Annotated in this window: 14 protein-coding genes; 10 read left to right on the forward strand and 4 right to left on the reverse strand. The window is 64.9% G+C overall.

Annotation, left to right across the window (positions count from 1 at the left end; genetic code table 11):
• Nucleotides 1-109: 109 nt before the first annotated feature.
• The 8 genes from C404_RS37825 to C404_RS37860 are packed head-to-tail and all read left to right on the forward strand — an operon-like array spanning nt 110 to nt 11594.
• Entirely contained in the window at nt 110-1867 is a 1758-nt protein-coding gene (locus C404_RS37825) for a PHA/PHB synthase family protein (protein ID WP_021193984.1), read from the forward strand.
• Nucleotides 1868-3391, forward strand: coding sequence for an efflux transporter outer membrane subunit (locus C404_RS37830; protein ID WP_021193985.1), 1524 nt, complete (start codon nt 1868-1870; stop codon nt 3389-3391). It abuts the gene before it with no gap.
• Entirely contained in the window at nt 3388-4461 is a 1074-nt protein-coding gene (locus C404_RS37835; protein WP_031329090.1) for an HlyD family secretion protein, read from the forward strand. The genes C404_RS37830 and C404_RS37835 overlap by 4 nt, the downstream gene beginning before the upstream one ends.
• Nucleotides 4425-7265, forward strand: a complete 2841-nt coding sequence (rbbA, locus tag C404_RS37840) for a ribosome-associated ATPase/putative transporter RbbA (protein ID WP_021193987.1) — start codon at nt 4425-4427, stop codon at nt 7263-7265. Before C404_RS37835 ends, rbbA begins: the two co-directional genes overlap by 37 nt.
• A gap of 10 nt (nt 7266-7275) precedes the next feature.
• Nucleotides 7276-8427, forward strand: a complete 1152-nt coding sequence (locus tag C404_RS37845; protein ID WP_021193988.1) for an ABC transporter permease — start codon at nt 7276-7278, stop codon at nt 8425-8427.
• A 21-nt stretch (nt 8428-8448) separates the two neighbouring features.
• Nucleotides 8449-8955: a hypothetical protein gene (locus tag C404_RS37850; protein WP_021193989.1), complete on the forward strand. Its 507-nt coding sequence runs from the start codon at nt 8449-8451 to the stop codon at nt 8953-8955.
• Nucleotides 8956-8964: 9 nt separating this feature from the next.
• The gene (locus tag C404_RS37855) at nt 8965-10410 is read left to right on the forward strand and encodes a bifunctional enoyl-CoA hydratase/phosphate acetyltransferase (protein ID WP_021193990.1); all 1446 of its coding nucleotides are present in this window, start codon (nt 8965-8967) and stop codon (nt 10408-10410) included.
• Nucleotides 10407-11594: an acetate/propionate family kinase gene (locus tag C404_RS37860; RefSeq protein ID WP_021193991.1), complete on the forward strand. Its 1188-nt coding sequence runs from the start codon at nt 10407-10409 to the stop codon at nt 11592-11594. The genes C404_RS37855 and C404_RS37860 overlap by 4 nt, the downstream gene beginning before the upstream one ends.
• 103 nt (nt 11595-11697) lie before the next feature.
• Here the strand turns inward: C404_RS37860 and C404_RS37865 are convergent, their stop codons facing one another.
• The 4 genes from C404_RS37865 to C404_RS37880 all read right to left on the reverse strand — a co-directional run bounded on the left by C404_RS37865 (nt 11698) and on the right by C404_RS37880 (nt 15777).
• Complete coding sequence (locus tag C404_RS37865; RefSeq protein WP_021193992.1) at nt 11698-12828, reverse strand: porin; 1131 nt, start codon at nt 12826-12828, stop codon at nt 11698-11700.
• A 261-nt stretch (nt 12829-13089) separates the two neighbouring features.
• Entirely contained in the window at nt 13090-14019 is a 930-nt protein-coding gene (locus tag C404_RS37870) for an MBL fold metallo-hydrolase (protein WP_031329092.1), read from the reverse strand.
• A gap of 40 nt (nt 14020-14059) precedes the next feature.
• Complete coding sequence (locus tag C404_RS37875) at nt 14060-15007, reverse strand: quinoprotein relay system zinc metallohydrolase 1 (RefSeq protein WP_021193994.1); 948 nt, start codon at nt 15005-15007, stop codon at nt 14060-14062.
• On the reverse strand, nt 15004-15777 hold the full coding sequence (locus tag C404_RS37880; RefSeq protein WP_031329093.1) for a quinoprotein dehydrogenase-associated SoxYZ-like carrier: 774 nt from the start codon (nt 15775-15777) through the stop codon (nt 15004-15006). Before C404_RS37880 ends, C404_RS37875 begins: the two co-directional genes overlap by 4 nt.
• 285 nt (nt 15778-16062) lie before the next feature.
• On the opposite strand from C404_RS37880, the gene exaC reads away from it, so the two are divergent.
• Both exaC and C404_RS37890 read left to right on the forward strand, forming a co-directional pair.
• Complete coding sequence (exaC, locus tag C404_RS37885; protein ID WP_021193996.1) at nt 16063-17583, forward strand: acetaldehyde dehydrogenase ExaC; 1521 nt, start codon at nt 16063-16065, stop codon at nt 17581-17583.
• 277 nt (nt 17584-17860) lie between these two features.
• Nucleotides 17861-20461, forward strand: a complete 2601-nt coding sequence (locus tag C404_RS37890; RefSeq protein ID WP_031329094.1) for a TonB-dependent receptor family protein — start codon at nt 17861-17863, stop codon at nt 20459-20461.
• Nucleotides 20462-20483: the final 22 nt, after the last annotated feature.

The raw sequence follows: 20483 nt of genomic DNA on the forward strand, positions 1-20483 counted from the left end.
GGGCATCTAGAGTCGGCGCTCTTGTCTCGGTTTGAGATGCATCAAGTTCCTGCCGCGGCAGCTGGCATCTAATGGGTTGCATATTTGCAACCGTTTGACGCCCCCGACCATGCGCACCGCCCCCGTGCCGTCTTCCCCAGCTGCCGAGCTGATCGATCCGCCGTTTCACGCTGCGCTTGCTCGTACGTCGAATTCGTTGTCATTTGTATCGATGCAACTGGCGTTGCTCGATTGGGCCCTGCACCTGGCGGTATCGCCCGGCAAGCGGCTCGACCTGTGCCGGCTGGCGTTGACCCAGGCCGAACAGCTCGGGCGCTACATCCAGAACTGCATGGCGGCGGGCCCTCAGCAGCCGTGTCTTTGCGTTCTGCCGCCGGCACAAGATCGTCGCTTTGCGGCCGACGAGTGGCGCCTGTGGCCGTTCAACGTACTGCACCAATCCTTCCTGCTGACCGAGCAATGGTGGGAGGCGGCCACGCGCGGCGTGTGGGGCGTCGCCAGGCACCATGAAGACGTGGTGGCCTTTGCCGCACGGCAGTGGCTCGACATGATGTCGCCAGGCAATCAACTGGCGACGAACCCTGTCGTTTTGCGTCAGACCGTTGCGCAGCACGGCACGAATCTCGTGCGGGGCGCGCTCAATGCGCTTGACGATCTGGAGCGTGCCATGAGCGGTGCGCCGGCCGCCGGCACCGAGCGTTTCGTGGTGGGGCGCGACGTGGCGGTGACGCCCGGCAAGGTCGTGCTGCGCAATCGCCTGATGGAACTGATCCAGTACACCCCCATCACGTCTGTCATGCCCAAGGTTCAGGCCGAGCCCATCCTGATCGTGCCGGCGTGGATCATGAAGTACTACATCCTGGATCTATCCCCGCAGAACTCGCTGATCCGCTACCTGGTGGAGCAGGGCCATACCGTGTTCTGCATCTCCTGGAAGAACCCTGACGAGGCGGACCGCGATCTCGACATGGATGACTACCTCAAGCTCGGCGTCTTTGCCGCGCTCGATGCGGTCAATGCCATCGTGCCGAATCAGCGCGTGCACGCTACGGGCTACTGTTTGGGCGGCACGCTGCTTGCCATCGCCGCAGCAGCCATGGCGCGCGATGGCGATGCGCGGCTGGCGTCCATGACGCTCTTTGCCGCGCAGACCGATTTTTGTGAACCGGGCGAACTGGGCCTGTTCATTGACGAAGCGCAGGTCAGTCTGCTTGAAGCGCAGATGGCGCAGACCGGCTACCTGCGTGCAAGCCAGATGGCCGGCGCCTTCCAGATGCTGCGGTCATACGACTTGCTGTGGTCGCGCGTGGTGGGCGAATACCTGCTGGGCGATCGCGCGCCCATGAATGACCTGATGGCCTGGAATGCCGATGCCACACGCATGCCCGCGCGCATGCACAGCCAGTATCTGCGGCGCCTGTTCTTGAATGATGATCTGAGCGAAGGGCGCTACCCCGTCAACGGCGCGCCCGTGGTCCTGAACGATCTGGACCTGCCGATTTTCGTGGTGGGCACGCTGACCGATCACGTGGCGCCGTGGCGCTCGGTCTACAAACTGCATCACCTGACCGAGGCGGAATTGACGTTCGTACTGACCAGCGGCGGCCACAACGCCGGCATCGTCAGCCCGCCGGCAAACTCGCATCGGCGCTTCCAGATGCAGACACGTCACGCAGGCGCGGTTTCGGCAGCGCCGGATGATTGGCTGGCATCCGCCCCGACCACGGATGGTTCATGGTGGCCGGCATGGCATGCATGGCTGACCGCGCATGCATCCGTCTCCGCACCCGTCAAGCCACCCAAGATGGGCGCACCGGGCCTGTCGCCACTGGACGATGCGCCTGGCACCTACGTGCTGGAGAAATAAATGCGTGTGCAAAAACAACCCTTGGCGTGCGGCTGGTACGCCGGCACACGGTTGGCCACCCTTGCCGCAATGGCCGCAGCCACAGCCGTACTGGCGCTGTCGGGCTGTATCTCGATGGCACCGCCTTACCAAGCCCCCGCGCTGCCCGTGGCCCAGCACTATGACGCCGACGATGGCCGTGATGGCCTGTCCGCCGCTGCGGTCGGCTGGCAAGCCTACTTTACGGACACACGTCTGCAGGCATTGATTGCCCAGGCGCTGGAGAACAACCGAGACTTGCGGACCGCCGTGCTGCGTGTGGAAGAAGCACGCGCGGCGTTCGGCATCCAGCGGGCGGAAACGTTTCCGCACCTCAATGCGCAGGCCGGCATCAACCGCCTGAGCATTCCGGCTGACCTGAGCCCCCTCGGCATGCCCATGCGGGTGAGCCAGTACCAGGTGGGCGCGGGTGTCTCCAGCTGGGAGATCGATTTCTGGGGGCGCGTTCGCAATCTCAATGACGCCGCGCTGGAAAGCTACGTGGCGTCCGATGCGGCGCGCCGTGCGGTCGCACTCGGGCTGATCGCACAGGTGGCCGACAGCTATCTGGTTTTGCGTGAACTGGATGAGCGCATTGCGCTGGCGCAGCAGACCGTGGACAGTCGCACCGAGACCCTGCGCATCTTCTCGCGCCGTGTGGCGGTGGGGGCGACATCGCGGTTGAACCAGACCCAGGTCGAGACCCTGCTGACCCAGGCGCAGGCATTACTGACGCAACTACAGCAGGCACGCGACGCACAGGCACACGGTCTGGCGCTGCTCGTGGGCAAGCCGATCGACCTGCCGCCGGTGGCCGAGCCGCTTGATGAGCACCGGATGCTGGCCGAACTGCGTGCAGGGTTGCCCTCCGACCTGCTGACGCAACGCCCGGACATTGCTGCTGCAGAACACCGGCTGCGTGCCGCGCATGCCAGCATCGGCGCAGCACGCGCGGCGTTCTTCCCACGCGTGGCATTGACTGGCGCGTACGGCACGGTCAGCCCCGAACTCGGCAACCTGTTTGCACCGGGCACGCGCGCGTGGGTCTTTGCGCCGAGCGTGACCCTCCCGCTGTTCGAGGGCGGCAAGCTGCGCAGCAATCTCGACCTGGCGGAAGCCCGCCGTGACCTTGCCGTGGCTGGCTACGAGAAGACCGTACAAAGCGCGTTCCGCGATGTGTCCGACGCGCTTTCCGCGCGCAAGTGGCTGGCCGAACAACTCGACATTGCGCAGGCTGCGCTGGCGGCGCAGACCGAGCGTGCACGGCTGTCGCAACTGCGCTTCGATGCCGGAGCCTCGACGTTTCTGGAGGTGCTCGACGCGCAGCGCGATCTGCTGGCCGCGCAGCAGCAACTGGTCCAGGTGCGCCGCGCGCTGCTGTCCAGTCGCGTGGGCCTGTATGCAGCGCTGGGCGGCGGCACGCAGGCCGTCGAATCCGCATCCGATCCCCATACCCATCTGAGCCTGACGCCCACTGCGCGCGCATCGGGAGAACCAACACCATGACAACAACGCCCCAACAACGATGGATTGCATTGATCGCTGCCGCTCTGGTGATTGCCGGTGGTGCATTTGCATGGAAGGCCTTGCGGCAGGACGGCCCCGGCAAGGGCTTTGCCAGCGGTAACGGCCGCATCGAGGCCACCGAGATCGATGTGGCGACCAAGCTCCCCGGCCGCGTGCAGGACATCCTGGTGGATGAGGGTGACTTCGTGACTGCCGGTCAGCCGCTGGCGCACATGCAGATACAGACGCTGGAAGCCCAGCGTGACGAGGCCCAGGCGCGGCAGCAGCAGTCCGTCTCCGCCGTGGCCAGCGCGCAGGCCCAAGTGGCCGTGCGAGAGGCGGACCGGCAGGCGGCCCTGGCGCAGATCGCCCTGCGCGAAAGCGATTTGGATGCGGCACAGCGCAGGCTGGCGCGTTCTGAAACGCTGTCGCACGAAGGGGCGTCGTCCATGCAGGAGCTGGATGACGACCGTGCCCGCGTGCGGGGCGCCAAAGCCGCACTGGTGGCGGCCCGCGCGCAAGCGGAAGCGGCACAGGCCGCTGTGGCCGCAGCCCGCACGCAGGTGGCCGGCGCCAATGCCACCGTCAAGGCGGCAGACGCGACGGTGTCGCGCGTGAAGGCGGACATCGACGACAGCGCCCTGGCCGCCCCGCGAGATGCCCGTGTGCAATATCGCATCGCTCAGCCCGGCGAGGTGCTGGCCGGTGGCGGGCGGTTGCTCAACCTGGTGGATCTGTCCGACGTCTACATGACTTTCTTCGTGCCAGAGACGGACGCCGGGCGCATTGCCATGGGCAGCGAGGTGCGCATCGTGCTCGATGCCGCGCCGCAGTATGTGATTCCGGCCCGCGTGTCGTTTGTGGCCAGCACCGCGCAGTTCACGCCCAAGACCGTGGAAACGGCCACCGAGCGCCAGAAGCTGATGTTCCGGGTCAAGGCGCAGATTGATCGTGATCTGCTGCGCAAGCACCTCAAGCTGGTGAAGACCGGTTTGCCCGGCATGGCGTGGCTCAAGCTCGACGGCCAAGCCGAATGGCCGGCCAACCTGGCGATCAAGGTTCCGCAGTGACCCAGTTCGCCAATCCGCTTACCCAGCACGATGCCCAGCTTGGGCCGCCGCTTGGTCCACCCGTCGTCAGCCTGGCCGGCGTGCGCCTGCGTTACCGCAAGACACTGGCGCTGGATGGCGTCACGCTCGACCTGCCGGCCGGTTGCATGGTGGGGCTGATCGGGCCCGACGGCGTGGGCAAGTCGAGCCTGCTGTCATTGGTGGCGGGTGCACGGGCCTTGCAGGATGGGGCCGTGCACGTGCTGGGCAGCGACATGGCCGACCGCCGCGCACGTGCCGCGGTCGGCCCGCGTATTGCCTACATGCCGCAAGGCTTGGGGCGCAATCTGTATCCCACGCTGTCGATCGAAGAGAACCTGCAGTTCTTCGGCCGCCTGTTCGGTCACAACGCAGCGGAGCGCCGCCGCCGCATCGATGCGCTCACGGCCAGCACTGGCCTGCGGCCATTCCTTTCGCGGCCGGCGGGCAAGTTGTCGGGCGGTATGAAACAGAAGCTGGCGCTGTGCTGCGCGCTGATCCATGACCCCGATCTGCTGATTCTCGATGAGCCGACCACGGGCGTTGACCCGCTCTCGCGCAGCCAGTTCTGGGATTTGATTGCCAGCATTCGGGCCGAGCGCCCAGGCATGAGCGTGATCGTGGCCACCGCGTACATGGAAGAGGCCGAGCGCTTTGACTGGCTGGTCGCCATGGATGCAGGGCAGGTGCTTGCCACCGGCACGCCGGCGGCGTTGCGCAGCCGCACGGGCACCGATACGCTGGAGGCCGCGTTCATTGCGCTGCTGCCGCCCGCACGCCGGCAAGGGCACCAAGCCGTGGTGGTGCCGCCGCTGGTGGCCGGCGCGGACGACGATGTGGCCGTGCAGGCGAGCGGACTGACAATGCGTTTTGGCGACTTTGTGGCGGTCGACCACGTCGACTTCCGCATCCGTCGCGGAGAGATCTTCGGCTTTCTCGGCTCCAACGGCTGCGGCAAGTCGACCACCATGAAGATGCTCACCGGCCTGCTGCCCGCCAGCGAGGGCCAGGCGTGGTTGTTTGGCCATCCGGTCAACCCGAAGGACATCGACACGCGCCGGCGCGTGGGCTACATGTCGCAGGCGTTCTCGTTGTACGGCGAGTTGACCGTGCGCCAGAACCTCGTACTGCATGCGCGCCTGTTCCAGTTGCCCGAACCCGAGGTGCAACCGCGTGCGGCAGAGATGCTCGCCCGTTTCGGGCTCCAGGAGGTGGCCGACAGCCTGCCCGAGAGCCTGCCGCTGGGCATGCGGCAGCGCCTGTCACTGGCCGTGGCGATGGTGCACAAGCCGGAACTGCTGATCCTGGACGAGCCGACCTCCGGCGTGGACCCGGTCGCGCGCGACATGTTCTGGCGCCTGATGGTCGACCTCGCACGGCAAGATCGCGTCACCATCTTCATCTCCACGCACTTCATGAACGAGGCCGAGCGCTGCGATCGCATCTCGCTCATGCACGCTGGCCGCGTGCTGGTGAGCGATGCGCCCGCCGCGCTGGTACGTACGCGCGGCACGCAGACGCTGGAGCAGGCGTTCATTGCCTATCTGCGGGAAGCGTCTGAAACGGTGTCCGACGCGGCTCCCGGCGCCAACGAGGTCGCCGCACCGGCACCGGCACCCGTAGCAACCACCACCACATCAACCGGCACGTCTACCCGTCGTCACTTCAGCCTTGCGCGTGCCTTGAGCTACTCGCAACGCGAGGCGCTGGAACTGCGCCGCGACCCGGTGCGCGCCACGCTGGCCCTGCTGGGCACGGCCATCCTGATGTTCATCATCGGATACGGCATCAGCCTGGATGTGGAGAACCTCACCTACGCGGTGCTCGACCGCGACCAGACCGCAATCTCGCGTGATTACACGCTCAACCTGGCCGGCTCGCGGTATTTCATCGAAAAACCCCCGATTCGCGACTACGCTGAGTTGGACCGCCGCATGCGCAACGGCGAGCTGTCGCTGGCGATTGAAATTCCCCCAGGCTTTGCGCGCGATGTGGAGCGCGGCGCGGCCGTACAGATCGGCGCCTGGGTGGACGGTGCCATGCCCACCCGTGCAGAAACCGTACGCGGCTACGTGCAGGCCATCCACCAGCTCTGGCTGGCTGATGCCGCCGTGCACCGGCTGGGGATGCGGCTTGCGATGCCCAGCACGATTGAGACGCGCTATCGCTACAACCCCGACGTGAGAAGCCTGCCCGCCATGGTGCCCGCCGTGATCCCGATGCTGCTGATGATGATTCCTGCCATGCTGGCGGCGTTGTCGGTGGTGCGCGAAAAGGAACTGGGCTCCATCATCAACTTCTACGTGACGCCGGTCACCCGCGCGGAATTCGTGCTGGGCAAGCAGGCACCGTACATCGTGCTGGCGATGCTGAACTTCCTGCTGCTGGCATTGCTGGCGGTGACGGTATTCGGTGTGCCGATCAAGGGCAGCTTTGCGACGCTCGCGCTGGGGGCGTTGATCTTCGTGACGTGCTCGACGGGTTTCGGGTTGTTTGCGTCAACGTTCACGCAAAGCCAGATTGCCGCCATGTTCGTCACCATGATCGGCACGATCATCCCGTGTGTGCAGTTTGCGGGCCTGCTCAACCCCGTGTCGTCACTGGAGGGTGTGGGGGCCATGATCGGGCGCGTGTATCCGGCCACCCATTTCCTGACCATCAGCCGGGGCGTGTTCAGCAAGGCGCTGGATGTGGGTGCATTGGGCAGCGCCTTCTGGCCGCTGCTGGCGGCGGTGCCAGTCATCCTGGCCGCCACGCTGTTGATGCTGCGCAAGCAGGACCGGTAGGGGGCGCGCCATGTCAGACCATTCGACCGATCGCCGCGCGGCCCGCTTGCGCAACATCTTCCGCCTGGGTGTCAAGGAGCTGTGGAGCCTGGTGCGCGACCCCATGATGCTGGTGTTGATCGCCTACACCTTCACGCTATCGATCTACGTGGCGGCCACGGCCATGCCGGAGAGCCTGCACAACGCCTCGATCGCCATCGTGGACGAAGACAGCTCGCCGCTGTCGGCACGCATTGTTTCGAGTTTCTATCCACCGCATTTCCGTACGCCCGCGCTGATTCCGCTCACCGAGATGGATGCCGGCATGGACAGCGGGCGCTACACCTTTGTGCTCGACATCCCGCCCAACTTCCAGCGCGACGTGCTGGCGGGGCGCGCACCGGCCATCCAGCTCAATATAGACGCCACCCGCATGAGCCAGGCCTTTACGGGCAACGGCTACATCCAGCAAATCGTCTCGGGTGAGGTGAACGAGTTCCTGCAGCGCCACCGCGCCGCACCCACCGCGCCGGTCGACCTGGTGATGCGCACGCGCTTCAACCCCAACCTGGAACAGACGTGGTTCGGCTCGCTGATGGAGATCATCAACAACGTGACCATGCTGTCGATCATCCTGACCGGCGCCGCGCTCATCCGTGAACGGGAACACGGCACCATCGAACACCTGCTGGTGATGCCCGTCACGCCGTTCGAAATCATGATGGCCAAGGTGTGGTCGATGGGGCTGGTGGTGGTGTTGGCTGCACTGGTGGCACTGGTGTTTGTGGTGCAGGGCGCGCTGCATGTGCCCATTGAAGGCTCGATTCTGCTGTTCATGCTGGTGGCCACGCTGCACCTGTTTGCCACCACCTCCATGGGCATCTTCCTTGCGACGGTGGCGCGGTCCATGCCGCAGTTCGGCATGCTGCTGGTGTTGGTGCTGCTGCCGCTGCAGTTGCTCTCGGGTGGCACCACCCCGCGCGAGAGCATGCCCGCATTCGTGCAGGACATCATGCTGGCCGCGCCGACCACGCATTTTGTATCGGCGTCACAAGCGATTCTTTATCGGGGTGCAGGATTGTCCGTCGTGTGGCCGCAGTGCCTGGCCATCTGCGCAATCGGCGCCGTACTGTTTGTCGCATCATTGACGCGCTTTCGTAAAACCATCAGCCAGATGGCCTAAGAGATGGCCTAAGGAGCCAACATGGACACACCTGCCAACCTTCCTCTCGCGCTCTTCAAGGCGCAAGCCGCACTCGGGCTGCAAACGCTGGGCTTGCTCAAGACGGCGCGCCAACGTTGGTATGCACTGGGTGCAGAATTGCTGGCCGAAGACGTCGCTCGCACAGAATCTGCGCTGACCGATCTGCAAGGCGTTGAAGACTGGAGCGCATTGGCAGCAGGGCTGCCGAACGCCTTCTGGCAGGGCAACCAGCGCGCAATGAATGTGCTGCAGGGCGTGATGCAGACCGCCATGGCCAATCAAGCCAGCTTTGCCACGGACTACCAGCGCGCCATGCTGGAGTGGCAGCAAGCTTCGGTGCAGGCGCTGAGCGCGGCTGGCAATGCCATGCCGGTGCATACGGCGCTGCAGGGCATGCTGTCGTCGCTGGGGGTGCCGGCCGATGTGTTCATCCGTGCGGCAACGGTGTCGCCAAGCACGGCACCCGCGCGCGGCAAGGGCAACGGTCAACTTCGTACGGCTTCCTGAGGAGCGCGCATGGGTCCCGATCATCTGCCGGCACCGCCGGCATCACTGCCGGGCGGCGATCTGAGCGTGGTGCGCAATCGCACGTTCGACGAAATCGCCGTTGGCGAAACGGCCGCCATCCTGCGCACGCTGACAGCGGAGGACATCCAGCTCTTTGCCGTGCTGTCGGGGGATGTCAACCCGCAGCACCTGGACCCCGAGTTTGCGGCATCCACGCGCTTTCACGGCGTGATTGCCCACGGCATGCTGGGTGGCGCGCTGATTTCCGCCGTGCTCGGAACGCGCCTGCCTGGGCCCGGCACGGTCTACCTTGGGCAGACACTGCAGTTTCATGCGCCGGTGCGCATTGGCGATACGTTGACCATCCGCGTGACGGTGACCAGCAAGGACGACGAGAAGAAGCGGCTCAAGCTGGCGTGCACCTGTACGAACGACAGTGGCACCGTCGCCATCACGGGGGAGGCCGAAGTCATCGCGCCCACCGAACGGATCGAGCGGCCACGCACCACGCTGCCCGATGTACGCATCACCACCGGCGGCAATGGCATCCACCGGCTGCTCGACCACGTGCGGCCCCTGGGAGCGATCCGCATGGCAGTTGTGCACCCGTGCGACGCGCTGAGCCTGTCCGCCGTGCTGGATGCGCGTGCAGAAGGGCTCATCGTGCCGTGCCTGGTCGCACCGCGCGACAAGTTGATGCGCGTGGCCGCTGAGGCCGGGCTTGACCTGAGCGGCATGGAAATCGAAGGCGTGCCGCACAGCAGCGCCGCGGCCATGCGCGCCGTGGAGCTCGTAGCGCAGGGCAAGGCCGAGGCGCTCATGAAGGGCAGCCTGCATACCGATGAACTGATGGCGGCCGTGGTGCGCGCTGAAGCCGGGCTGCGCACCAAGCGCCGGATCAGCCATTGCTTCGTCATGCAGACACCAGCGTATCCGCGCCCGTTTATCGTGACGGATGCCGCCATCAACATTGCACCGACCCTGGATCAGAAGGCCGACATCATCCGCAACGCCATTGATCTGGCCCATGCGATTGGCGTGGCGCGACCGCGCGTGGCGATCCTGGCGGCCGTCGAGACCGTGAACCCGCACATGCCCGCCACGCTCGACGCAGCGGCACTATGCAAGATGGCCGACCGCGGCCAGATCGAAGGTGGCGTGCTGGACGGGCCACTGGCCTTCGACAACGCCGTATCTGCCGCTGCCGCGCGCATCAAGGGCATTGTTTCTGAGGTGGCGGGTCAGGCCGATGTGCTGGTGGTGCCGGATCTGGAAAGCGGCAATATGCTCGCCAAGCAGTTGGAGTACCTGGGCGGAGCCGCCAGCGCTGGCATTGTGCTCGGCGCGCGCGTGCCCATCGTCTTGACCAGCCGTGCCGATTCACGCGAATCGCGTATTGCCTCATGTGCCATCGCCACGTTGCTGGCACACCGTTACCGCATCCTGCCACCATGAACGATTGCATCGTCGTACTGAACTGCGGCTCGTCGAGCATCAAGTTTGCGCTGTTCGATGCCGCGCAGCTGCCGTTGCCCCGTACCCCCGTGTGGAGCGGGAAGGTGGAGGGCATCGGCACCGATCACCCCACAGCGACAGAAGCCGGGGCGCCAGCACAGGCTTTGGAGCTTGATGCCGCGCAGCCGTATCACGCTGCGCTGCTGCACATTCGCCAGCGTGTCGAGCACATGCTCGGCAACCGTCGTCTGGTTGCCGTGGCGCACCGGGTGGTGCACGGCGGCGCCAAGTACTTCGCACCCGTGCGTGTGGATGCGGAGGTGCTTGCTGATCTGCGCAGCTACATCCCGCTTGCGCCGCTGCACCAGCCGTTTGCGCTGGAGGCTATCGAGGCGCTTCTGACAGAGCTGCCCGAAGTGCCGCAGGTCGCGTGTTTTGATACCGCGTTCCACCACACGCTGCCGCAAGTTGAAATGATGCTGCCGTTACCGTATGCAGCGTGGGAGCGCGGACTACGGCGCTACGGCTTTCATGGGCTGTCGTACGAGTACATGTCGATCGTCTTGCCCGAGCGACATGGCGATATTGCCCGTGGGCGGACCATCGTCGCGCACCTTGGCAGCGGTGCCAGCCTATGTGCCATGCGCGGGCTGGAGAGCGTGGCGACCACGATGGGGTTTTCCGCGCTCGACGGCCTGATGATGGGCACACGCTGCGGCGCGTTGGACCCAGGCGCGGTGCTTTACCTGATGGAGACGGAGCATCTTTCTCCGGCGCAGGTGGGGCACGTCCTGTATCACGAATCCGGTCTGCTGGGCGTGTCGGGGGTGTCATCTGACCCGCGCGACCTGTTGGCGCAAGAGTCAGGCAACCCGCGCGTGCAGGCGGCGCTGGCGCTCTACGTGCGCCGCATCGTCCGCGAGATCGGCGCTCTGGTGGCTGTTCTGGGCGGTTTGGACTTGCTGGTTTTCACGGCGGGGATTGGCGAACACAACGCCGTGCTGCGTGAGCGCGTCGTGCATGCGCTCGGCTATCTGGGCGCGAATTTAAATGACGCGGCCAACCAGGCGCATGCCGCCATCATCTCCAGTTCGGCCAGCCGGATTTGCGTGGCGGTGGAACCGACCAACGAGGAGTGGGTTGCTGCCCAGCACGGTGCCCGATGCGTGCAGGGACGCGGTTGAGCGGGCGGCAGCAGTGCCCTTCAGCCTGCCGCCCCTCTTCCTTCAGGCAAGGTCATTCCTGACCCGCTCATCCGCCACGGAAGAGGGGCGCGCGCTCAGCTGATCAGAATGCGTGTTTCAGGCCAACCCCAGCCAGCACCGTTTTCGCACCGGGGGCGGTGCCTCCGGCAACAATCGACGTCTTGATGCTTTCGAGCGGATCTGCCGTACCCACGGCGCCGGCGTCCACATACACGAGTTGCACATACAGCGTGGTGCGCTTGGAGAACGCGTAGTCGTTGCTCAGCACAACCGATTTGGTGGAGCTGTCGTGCGCGCTGCTTTCGTATTTGCTGTAGTAGCCGGCCAGTGTGGCGGTATTGGCAGCGCTCCACCTGTAGTCGAGCCCGACGCCGAGCGATTTGACGTCCGACACGCGTGCGCCCGTGGGTGCATTGTTGGTGACGCCGATGTAGTTCACCCTGCCTGTGAAGGCGTCGAACGGCACCGCTACGCCCGCGCTCCACAGCCGGCTCAGTGTTTGGCCGGTGCCGCTGTCCGACGTGGATTGATAGCCGAGGCCGACCGTCACCGGGCCCGTATAGGTGGCCCCCAGCGAGAGCTCGTTGCCGCGCTTGAAGCTGCCTGCCGTCTCACCCAACGAATACGCGACACCCAGCCACACAGGGCCGAAGTTGTTGGCGTACTGCACGGCGTTGCCGATGAACACGCCCACATCGTTGCCGGGGTTCGTGCCGGCGCCCATCGCGTTGCCTGGGGCGGGGAGCTGGTTGTAGGCCCAGCCGTACAGGTTCGAGAACTGCTCCTTGAAGCCGCGTGCTTCGGTGCCGATCGTGCCGATCAGTGCCGGGCTGTATTGGCGACCCAGCGTGATCGCGCCCCAGTTGCCGCTGAGGCCAACGTTCGCCTGCCGGCGGAAGAGTTCTGAACTGAAGCCGGGGCCGGTGGTGAGCGTGCCGGTGTCGCTGCTGAAATGGCTTTCGAGGTTGAAGCTGGCCTTCAGGCCACCGCCCAGGTCTTCCACGCCCTTGAGGCCCCAGATGCTTGGGCTGATACCGCCCGAATGCAACTCTGTGATGCTGCCGCCGGCTGCGCTCCGGTTCTGGTATTGCAAGCCGGCGTCGACTGTGCCGTAGATCGTGACGGACGATTGTGCGATAGCCCCACTCGCAGCGCTGCCGAGGGCGGTTGCCAGGGCCGCCAGGGCGCATTGGCGAACGCGTTTGTTCTGCATGTTGTCTCCGTATTGTCTTTGTGTGATGCGCCTAAGGATTCGGCTCGGACGCATTGGGATGGGCGCCAATTGCGCGAAGCGCGCTCAACGCCGGCGGGGGCTTTTGCAATACGCGTACCAACGCGCAGGCGGCCGTTCGCGGTGCATTGCAAGCGGGTGGGCAACGTTTGCGGGTGCAGAGCGCTGGATGGGTGCTGTGGCGTGGCGGGACAGTCGGTGCAACACCTGTGCTGCGTTTGTTCAGCAATGGAGCGGGCTTGATCAGACCGCGGGCGCGTTCTGCATCCAGCAGTCTTCCAGTTCGCGCCAGGCGCGCGCCACGTTGAATGCGTGTCGAGGATGGAAGTGGCGCCAGTCGCGATACGCATCACCCGGCACGTAGTCGAGCGCGCGGGCCGCGTCTGCGCCGGACTCGATGGCCTGGGTGACCGCACCATCCAGCATGTCGAGATAGGACAGCGTGGGCTGCAGCATCAGCGCCGGGGTGCCGATGGCCGTGCCGACGACGATGCCGGCGGGCAGCGGGATCAACGCACGCAACGCGTGTTGCCACCCCACCAGCGAGCCTTCTTGCAGGTCCGGAATGCGCTGCCGATAGGCCAGGCCGCCCACGTAGAGCACGTGCCGCTGCGGGGCATACAACACCGTGTCTGACGCGCTATGCGCTGCCGCGTAGACGAGAACTTGCCACGCCGTCTTGCCGGTGTGCAGCCAATCGCCATCGCGCAGTGCGGGCTCGGGATAGACGATCTGCGTCTCACGCATGACGCGCTCGCCCAGCATCGCAGTCAACCTGGCCAGACAGGTCTCGCAGCGCTGCCGCATCAGGCTGGCGGTGGCAGCCGAGGCGAGAAACGCGGGGCGCGGCTGCAGTTGCGCGAAGGCCGCGTTGGCCAGCACGTGTTCGGGGTGCGCGTGCGTGTTGACCACCCAACGGATGGGCTCGGCGGTGATGTGCCGGATGGCGGCAATCAATCGATCACCCCATCGCGCATGCGGGCCGGGGTCGACCACCAGCACGCCGTTGCCGGTGACGTGCACCAGCGTTGGCACGACTTCTCCGGCGTTGGCGCGCGAGGCTTCGGCGTTGTCGGCGCGCGCGGCGTACAGGCCGTCCTGCAGGCGCAACAGCGTGACACGCGCGGGCGTTGCGGACGCAGCCAGGGCCGGGTTGATCAGGGTCGCGAGCATCAGGCGCATCCAGCGTCGCCGGGCAGGGTCTGGCGCCATGTCAGGGCGCCAGCGCGGCGTTCTCATAGCGTGGATAGAAGCGGGTCACGTTGCGCACGTACTCCGCTGGCATGCCGCCCCACCGCGCATAGGGCGCGTCCACCGGCATCGTGATGACTTCGGCCAGATCGCGCCCCTCCTGCGCCGCATGCCGCATGCGTGCGTCCAGCCAGAGCAGGTACTGCCGCGTTTGCGCGATGGCGTCTACCTGGCCGAGCGCCGGGCCGTGGCTGGGGATCAAGATGCGCGCGCCGCTCTCGGCAACGATGGCCCGAAGCCGATCGAGACTGGCCAGCCAATGTGGAATGTCGGCGTGCGGCGTGGTGGGGATCCGGTCGCGGAACGCCAGGCCGCCCGCGAAGACCACGCCGCGCGTCCGGTCCACCAGAACGAGGTCGTCGTCGGTATGCCCTTCGAGCCGGATGAGGTCAATGCGGTGGCGGCCCAGGGTGCGCTCACCCGGCGTCAACGGCTGGCTGGGCGGTGTCGATGCCGTGTTCCGCATCCAGTCACCACAAAGGCGGTAGAGGTTGTCCGCATAGGCTTCACCCTCGCGTTGCGCACCGGCGATTGTGCCTGGCAGCGCTTGCGCGCCGACATCGGCATAAGCCTGGTTGCCGAAGAAGTAGTCGGGATGCAGGTTCAGGTTGAACACCCAGCGCACGGGGGCGGATGTGACCTGGCGGATGGCCTGGCGCTGCTGCTCGCCATACAGCACGGACGGCCCCGTGTTGATGACGAGCACACCGTCGCCGGTATCAATGAAGCCGGTGTTGATGATGTTGCAGCCGTTGCGTGCGGAAAAATCCGCATTGGCACCTTCCAGCACCCAGATGTCGGGCGCAACCGCGCGTGGTACGAGTTGGTAGTCGAGCCCTTGTGCGCGTGCGGTGGTCATCCACATCGCCAGACACAGCAAGATGCCCAACCGTTGGTTCAGCCAGCTCATCGTGTCACCTGTGCGCGGATGCGGTTGCCGTTGTTGTCGACGCCGGCCACGCTGATGCCGTGCTCAACGGGGCCGTCCAGATCGAACGAGAAGATCGGGTTCTCGGCTACCGGCTCATACAGCGCCAGCCGTAGCATGGGCTGGCGCCGTGCATCGAGCAGGTCGAGTTGTTCGATGTGGAAGGACGGGATGCCCGCCACCAACCCCGTGTCCATCGGATGCATCACGCGCAGGCGGATGCGGCTGCCCGCGCCGTTGAAGCCCGGAAACACGCGCGACTCGACCTGATTGAGCGTGGTGCTCCAGGTGGCGTCCTTGCGGGTGGCGCCGGGCAGCGTGCAGCCGCCGCCGATGGCATCCACTAGGAAGGTGCCGACATGCCAGACGCCATCCTGCGTGCGCGCCGCCACGCGCACCGGCGATGCCTCCTGCAGCTTGAACCGGAACGACAGCGCCGGGCGCATGTGCATCGGCTCGAACTCCAGCACCTTGCGGATCGGGTTGCGATCCACCACGACAACAACGCGTTCGACCTTGCCCAGCGCAGACGCGTCAAACGCAATGGGCACCTGCATCGGGTCTTCCGCAAACGTGGGCCCGGTGATCTTGATGCGGTTGTCGAACGTGGCCCGCGCGGCGCCGAACATCTGCTGATGAATCAATGGCCAGAGCGGTGAGCCTGCAGGGTCGGTGTTCGTATCAGCCCGTACCGGCCAGGACTGACACACAAGGAGCAGCGCGGCGGCGACAAGGAGTGGAGCCGTTCTCATCGTTTGCCTTGAGGGTTCGGATGAACGGCTGGGATTGCGAAAGTCATGCCATGCGCCCCGGGTGCGCACATGCGGCTGCATTGGGTGTTCAGGCGATGGGGCGTTGAGCTTTGCAACACCTGGTGTTCCATTCTGGAGCAGTCGGGTGGACAAACGAGTAAGAACCCCCGATTCCGGAGAGGCGAAACATCTGTCGCAGGGCATGGCCCGGGTTTTGCAGATGACGGGCAGACACAGCGCACATCACGACGCTGACGTCATCACGCAAACATCAGGAGACAACCCATGCGTTACGCTCACCCCGGCACTCCCGGCGCCATCGTTTCGTTCAAGTCGCGTTATGGCAACTTCATCGGTGGCGAGTTCGTTGCGCCGGTCAAAGGCCAGTACTTCACCAACACCACGCCGGTGACGGGCGAAGCGATTGCCGAATTCCCGCGCTCGACCGCTGAAGACATCAACCTCGCGCTCGACGCCGCGCATGCTGCGGCCGACGCCTGGGGCCGCACCTCGGTACAGGACCGCTCGCTGATCCTGCTGAAGATTGCCGACCGCATCGAGCAGAACCTCGAGCTGCTGGCCGTGACCGAGACGTGGGACAACGGCAAGCCCGTGCGCGAAACGCTGAACGCCGACATCCCGCTGGCGGCCGACCACTTCCGCTACTTCGCCGGTTGCATCCGTGCGCAGGAAGGCTCGGCGGCGGAGATCAACGAATTCACCGTGGCGTATCACATCCACGAGCCGCTGGGCGTGGTTGGCCAGATCATCCCGTGGAACTTCCCGCTGCTGATGGCCGCCTGGAAGCTGGCCCCCGCGCTGGCCGCCGGCAACTGCGTCGTGCTCAAGCCGGCGGAGCAGACGCCGCTGGGCATCTGCGTGCTGCTGGAAATCATCGGCGACCTGCTGCCGGCCGGCGTGCTGAACGTTGTGCACGGCTACGGCAAGGAAGCTGGCGAGGCGCTGGCTACCAGCAAGCGCATCGCCAAGATCGCCTTCACGGGGTCGACGCCGGTGGGCTCGCACATCATGAAGTGCGCAGCCGACAACATCATCCCGTCGACGGTGGAGCTGGGCGGCAAGTCGCCCAACATCTACTTTGAAGACATCATGCAGGCCGAGCCGAGCTTCATTGAAAAGGCCGCCGAAGGCCTGGTGCTCGGCTTCTTCAACCAGGGCGAAGTGTGCACGTGCCCGTCGCGCGCGCTGGTGCAGGAATCCATCTATAGCCGCTTCATGGATGCCGTGATGACCAAGGTGGCCGCCATCAAGCGCGGTGACCCGCTCGATACGGAAACGATGGTTGGCGCGCAAGCCTCGGAGCAGCAGTTCTACAAGATCCGCAGCTACCTGGAAATCGCGCAGGAAGAGGGCGCCGAATGCCTGGTCGGCGGCGATGTGGAAGTGCTGCCCGGCAATCTGGCCAAGGGCTACTACATCAAGCCGACGCTGCTCAAGGGCGACAACAGCATGCGCGTGTTCCAGGAAGAGATCTTCGGCCCGGTGATTGCCGTGACGACCTTCAAGGACGAAGCGCAGGCCGTGCAGATCGCCAACGACACGGAGTTCGGCCTGGGCGCCGGCCTGTGGACGCGCGACATCAACCGCGCCTACCGCGTGGGCCGTGCCATCAAGGCGGGGCGGGTGTGGACGAACTGCTATCACCTGTATCCGGCGCATGCGGCCTTCGGTGGCTACAAGAAGTCGGGCGTGGGCCGCGAGACCCACAAGATGATGCTCGACCACTACCAGCAGACCAAGAACCTGCTGGTGAGCTACGACACCAAGCCGCTGGGCTTCTTCTGATGGTGTAGCAGCGGGTAGTTGGCAGGAACAGGCAGGCGCGCGGTCATCGACACCCGCGCGCCTGCCGCTGACCTGCGGGGCAATGACTTCGCAGGCAAATACAAGAGAAGAGGAGACAGGGCCATGCGCCAATCAAACACGCTGTCGCGTGACGGCGGGTGTCTGCCTGTTGCCATTGATTCCTGATCAGGGGTCGCCATCGCCGCGCCTCTTCTTTGGGATGCCCCGCTTGCACACCCCGGGGCACGGCGAAAGAGAAAAACCAGGGAGACACGCTGTGCATTCAAGCACTCGCCATCTGTGCCAAGCCGCACCCCGCGCGAGCGGCGTGGTGTTGGCGCTCGCCGCTGCCGGGCTGCATTCGCCGGCATTGGCTGAGGACCAGATCATTGCCGTGGCATTGCCCACGGCCGAGGTCGTGGGCTCGACCCCGATCGACAGCATTGGCGTTCCGCTGTCGCAGTTTCCGGCCAACGCACAACGCATCAGCGCAAAGGACATCCGCGAGCAGCGCAGCGCGAATCTGGCAGACGCGCTGAACGACAACCTTGGCCAGGTCAGCGTCAGCAACGGCTCCGGCAACCCATACCAGAACGACGTCAACTATCGCGGGTTCCAGGTGTCGTCGCTGCTGGGCGTTCCCATCGGCCTGTCGGTCTACTTTGACGGCGTGCGGATGAACGAGCCCTTCGGCTCGATCGTGAACTGGGATCTCATTCCCATGAACGCGGTGTCCAGCGTCAACGTCCTGCCCGGGTCCAATCCGATCTTTGGGCTCAACACCCTGGGCGGGGCACTCGTCGTCAATACGAAGAATGGAAAGGACAACCCTGGAACATCGATCGACGTGCTGGGCGGATCGTTCGGCCGGAAGGCGGTGAGCTTCGAGACCGGCGGTGCCGACGAGGCGCACAACCTCGACTATTTCGCGGCAGGCAACTTCGATAAGCAGGACGGCTTTCGCGACCACTCTGGTTCGGAGGTCAAGCAACTGTTCGGCAAGGCCCGGTGGCACGGCAACGCGGGCGCGACCCAACTGGAGCTGTCTGCGGCGCTGGCGGACACGTCGCTGAACGGCACGCAGTCGCTGCCGGCAGACATGATGTCAAACCGCAGTGCCGCCTATACCTGGCCGGACACCATCTCAAACCGGATGGCGCTGCTGAACCTGAAAGGCAGCCATTGGCTGAACGACAACAATCAGCTTGCCGGCAGCCTCTACTACCGCAAAGCCAACCTGCACAACGTCAACAGCAACGCGCAGTTGGACGACGGCTGTTTCAACGACGATGGCTCGCTGGCAACGACCACGGCCCGCGGCGCCACCACCTACAAATGCGCGAACAAGGCGCCGAATGGCACCGCCGTGAATTCCGTGACGGGTGCCAGAGCGCTGGCGCTGGGCTATGGCCGCTGGACCAGTTCCATCAATACCAGCCTCGTCGATTCCGCCACACATGAGGACACGGTGGGCTCGTCCCTCCAGTGGTCAAATTTCGACAACCTGGCAGGGCACAAAAACGCGTTCACGTTGGGCGGCGCGTTTGACCATTCGCGCATCACCTATGACCAGACCACCTACCTGGCCCGGTTGATCAACTACCAGACGGTGGTGATCCCGAATCAGGAATACGGCTTCACCGCCAATGGGTTGGCACCGTCCGCATCGAACCCCGCGTCGTTTACCGGCAGCAACGTCATCGGGGCGGTGAACCTGACGTCCAACGTCAACAACTTCAGCGCGTACTTCACCGATACGTTCAGCGTGACGGAAAAGCTGAGCGTGACCGCGTCCGGCAGCTTCAACTACACCGTGCTCAACCAGGGCGGTGCAAACCGCAAATTCCTGAACGAAGACGGCGGCTACACCTGGACGGACAGCATATCGGGCACGTCGTACTACAACCCCGACTACCTGGGCGCTTATCGGTATGCGAACTCGGGGTCGGGTGTCGCATCCAGCCCGAATGGCGTTCCGGCGGGGTCGGTGGCCGGGCCGGAAACCAACGGCCTTGCCGGTTCGCACCACTATCAACGGTTCAACCCGGCACTGGGGTTCAACTACGACCTTGGCAAAGGGCAGGGCATCTTCGGCAGCTACAGCGAATCGATGCGGGCCCCGACCTCGATCGAGCTCTCGTGCGCCGATCCAAACAGCCCGTGTTCGCTGCCCACCGGCTTCAACGGCGACCCCGACTTGAAGGCCGTGGTGGCCAAAACCATCGAGTTCGGCGGGCGCGGAAAGGTGGGCAAGTCCACCTACTGGAGCGCGTCGGTCTATGACTCGCGGCTCAGCAACGACATCCAGTTCATCGCCACGTCGAACACGTATGGCTACTTCGCCAACGTTGGCAAGACCGAACGACGTGGTTTCGAGGTGGGCGCCAGCACGACGATCGACAAGTTGAGCCTGTCGGCCAACTTCGGCTACGTCGATGCGATCTACAAGTCGGCATTCACCACCGCCAGCGGGCAGAACGTGGTCAGTGGCAACAAGATCCCCGGCATTCCCGCCAAGACGCTCAAGCTGGGGGCATCGTATGCGTTCAGCCCCAGCTTCTCGGTGGGCGGGAACGTGATTCTGGTCAGCAAGCAATTTGCCCATGGCAACGAAAGCAATGCGGACCCGAATGGCGTGGTGGCTGGCTACGGTCTCGTCAATCTGAACGTGCACTACAAGCCGATGAAGAACCTCGAGATTTCGGCCTACATCAACAACGTGTTCAACAAGCGCTATTCCACGTACGGCCTGTCGGGCACCACGAGCATCTACACGCTGGCGACGCAGCAGTTCATGACGCCGGCACCCCCGCGTGCGGTCTGGATTGGCTTGACCTACTCGTTTGGCGGCAAGGCTTCCAGCTTGGACAAGGACTGAACGCATCGAAGAAGACACGATC

The organism is Ralstonia sp. AU12-08 (assembly GCF_000442475.1).
GTDB classification, from domain to species: domain Bacteria; phylum Pseudomonadota; class Gammaproteobacteria; order Burkholderiales; family Burkholderiaceae; genus Ralstonia; species Ralstonia insidiosa.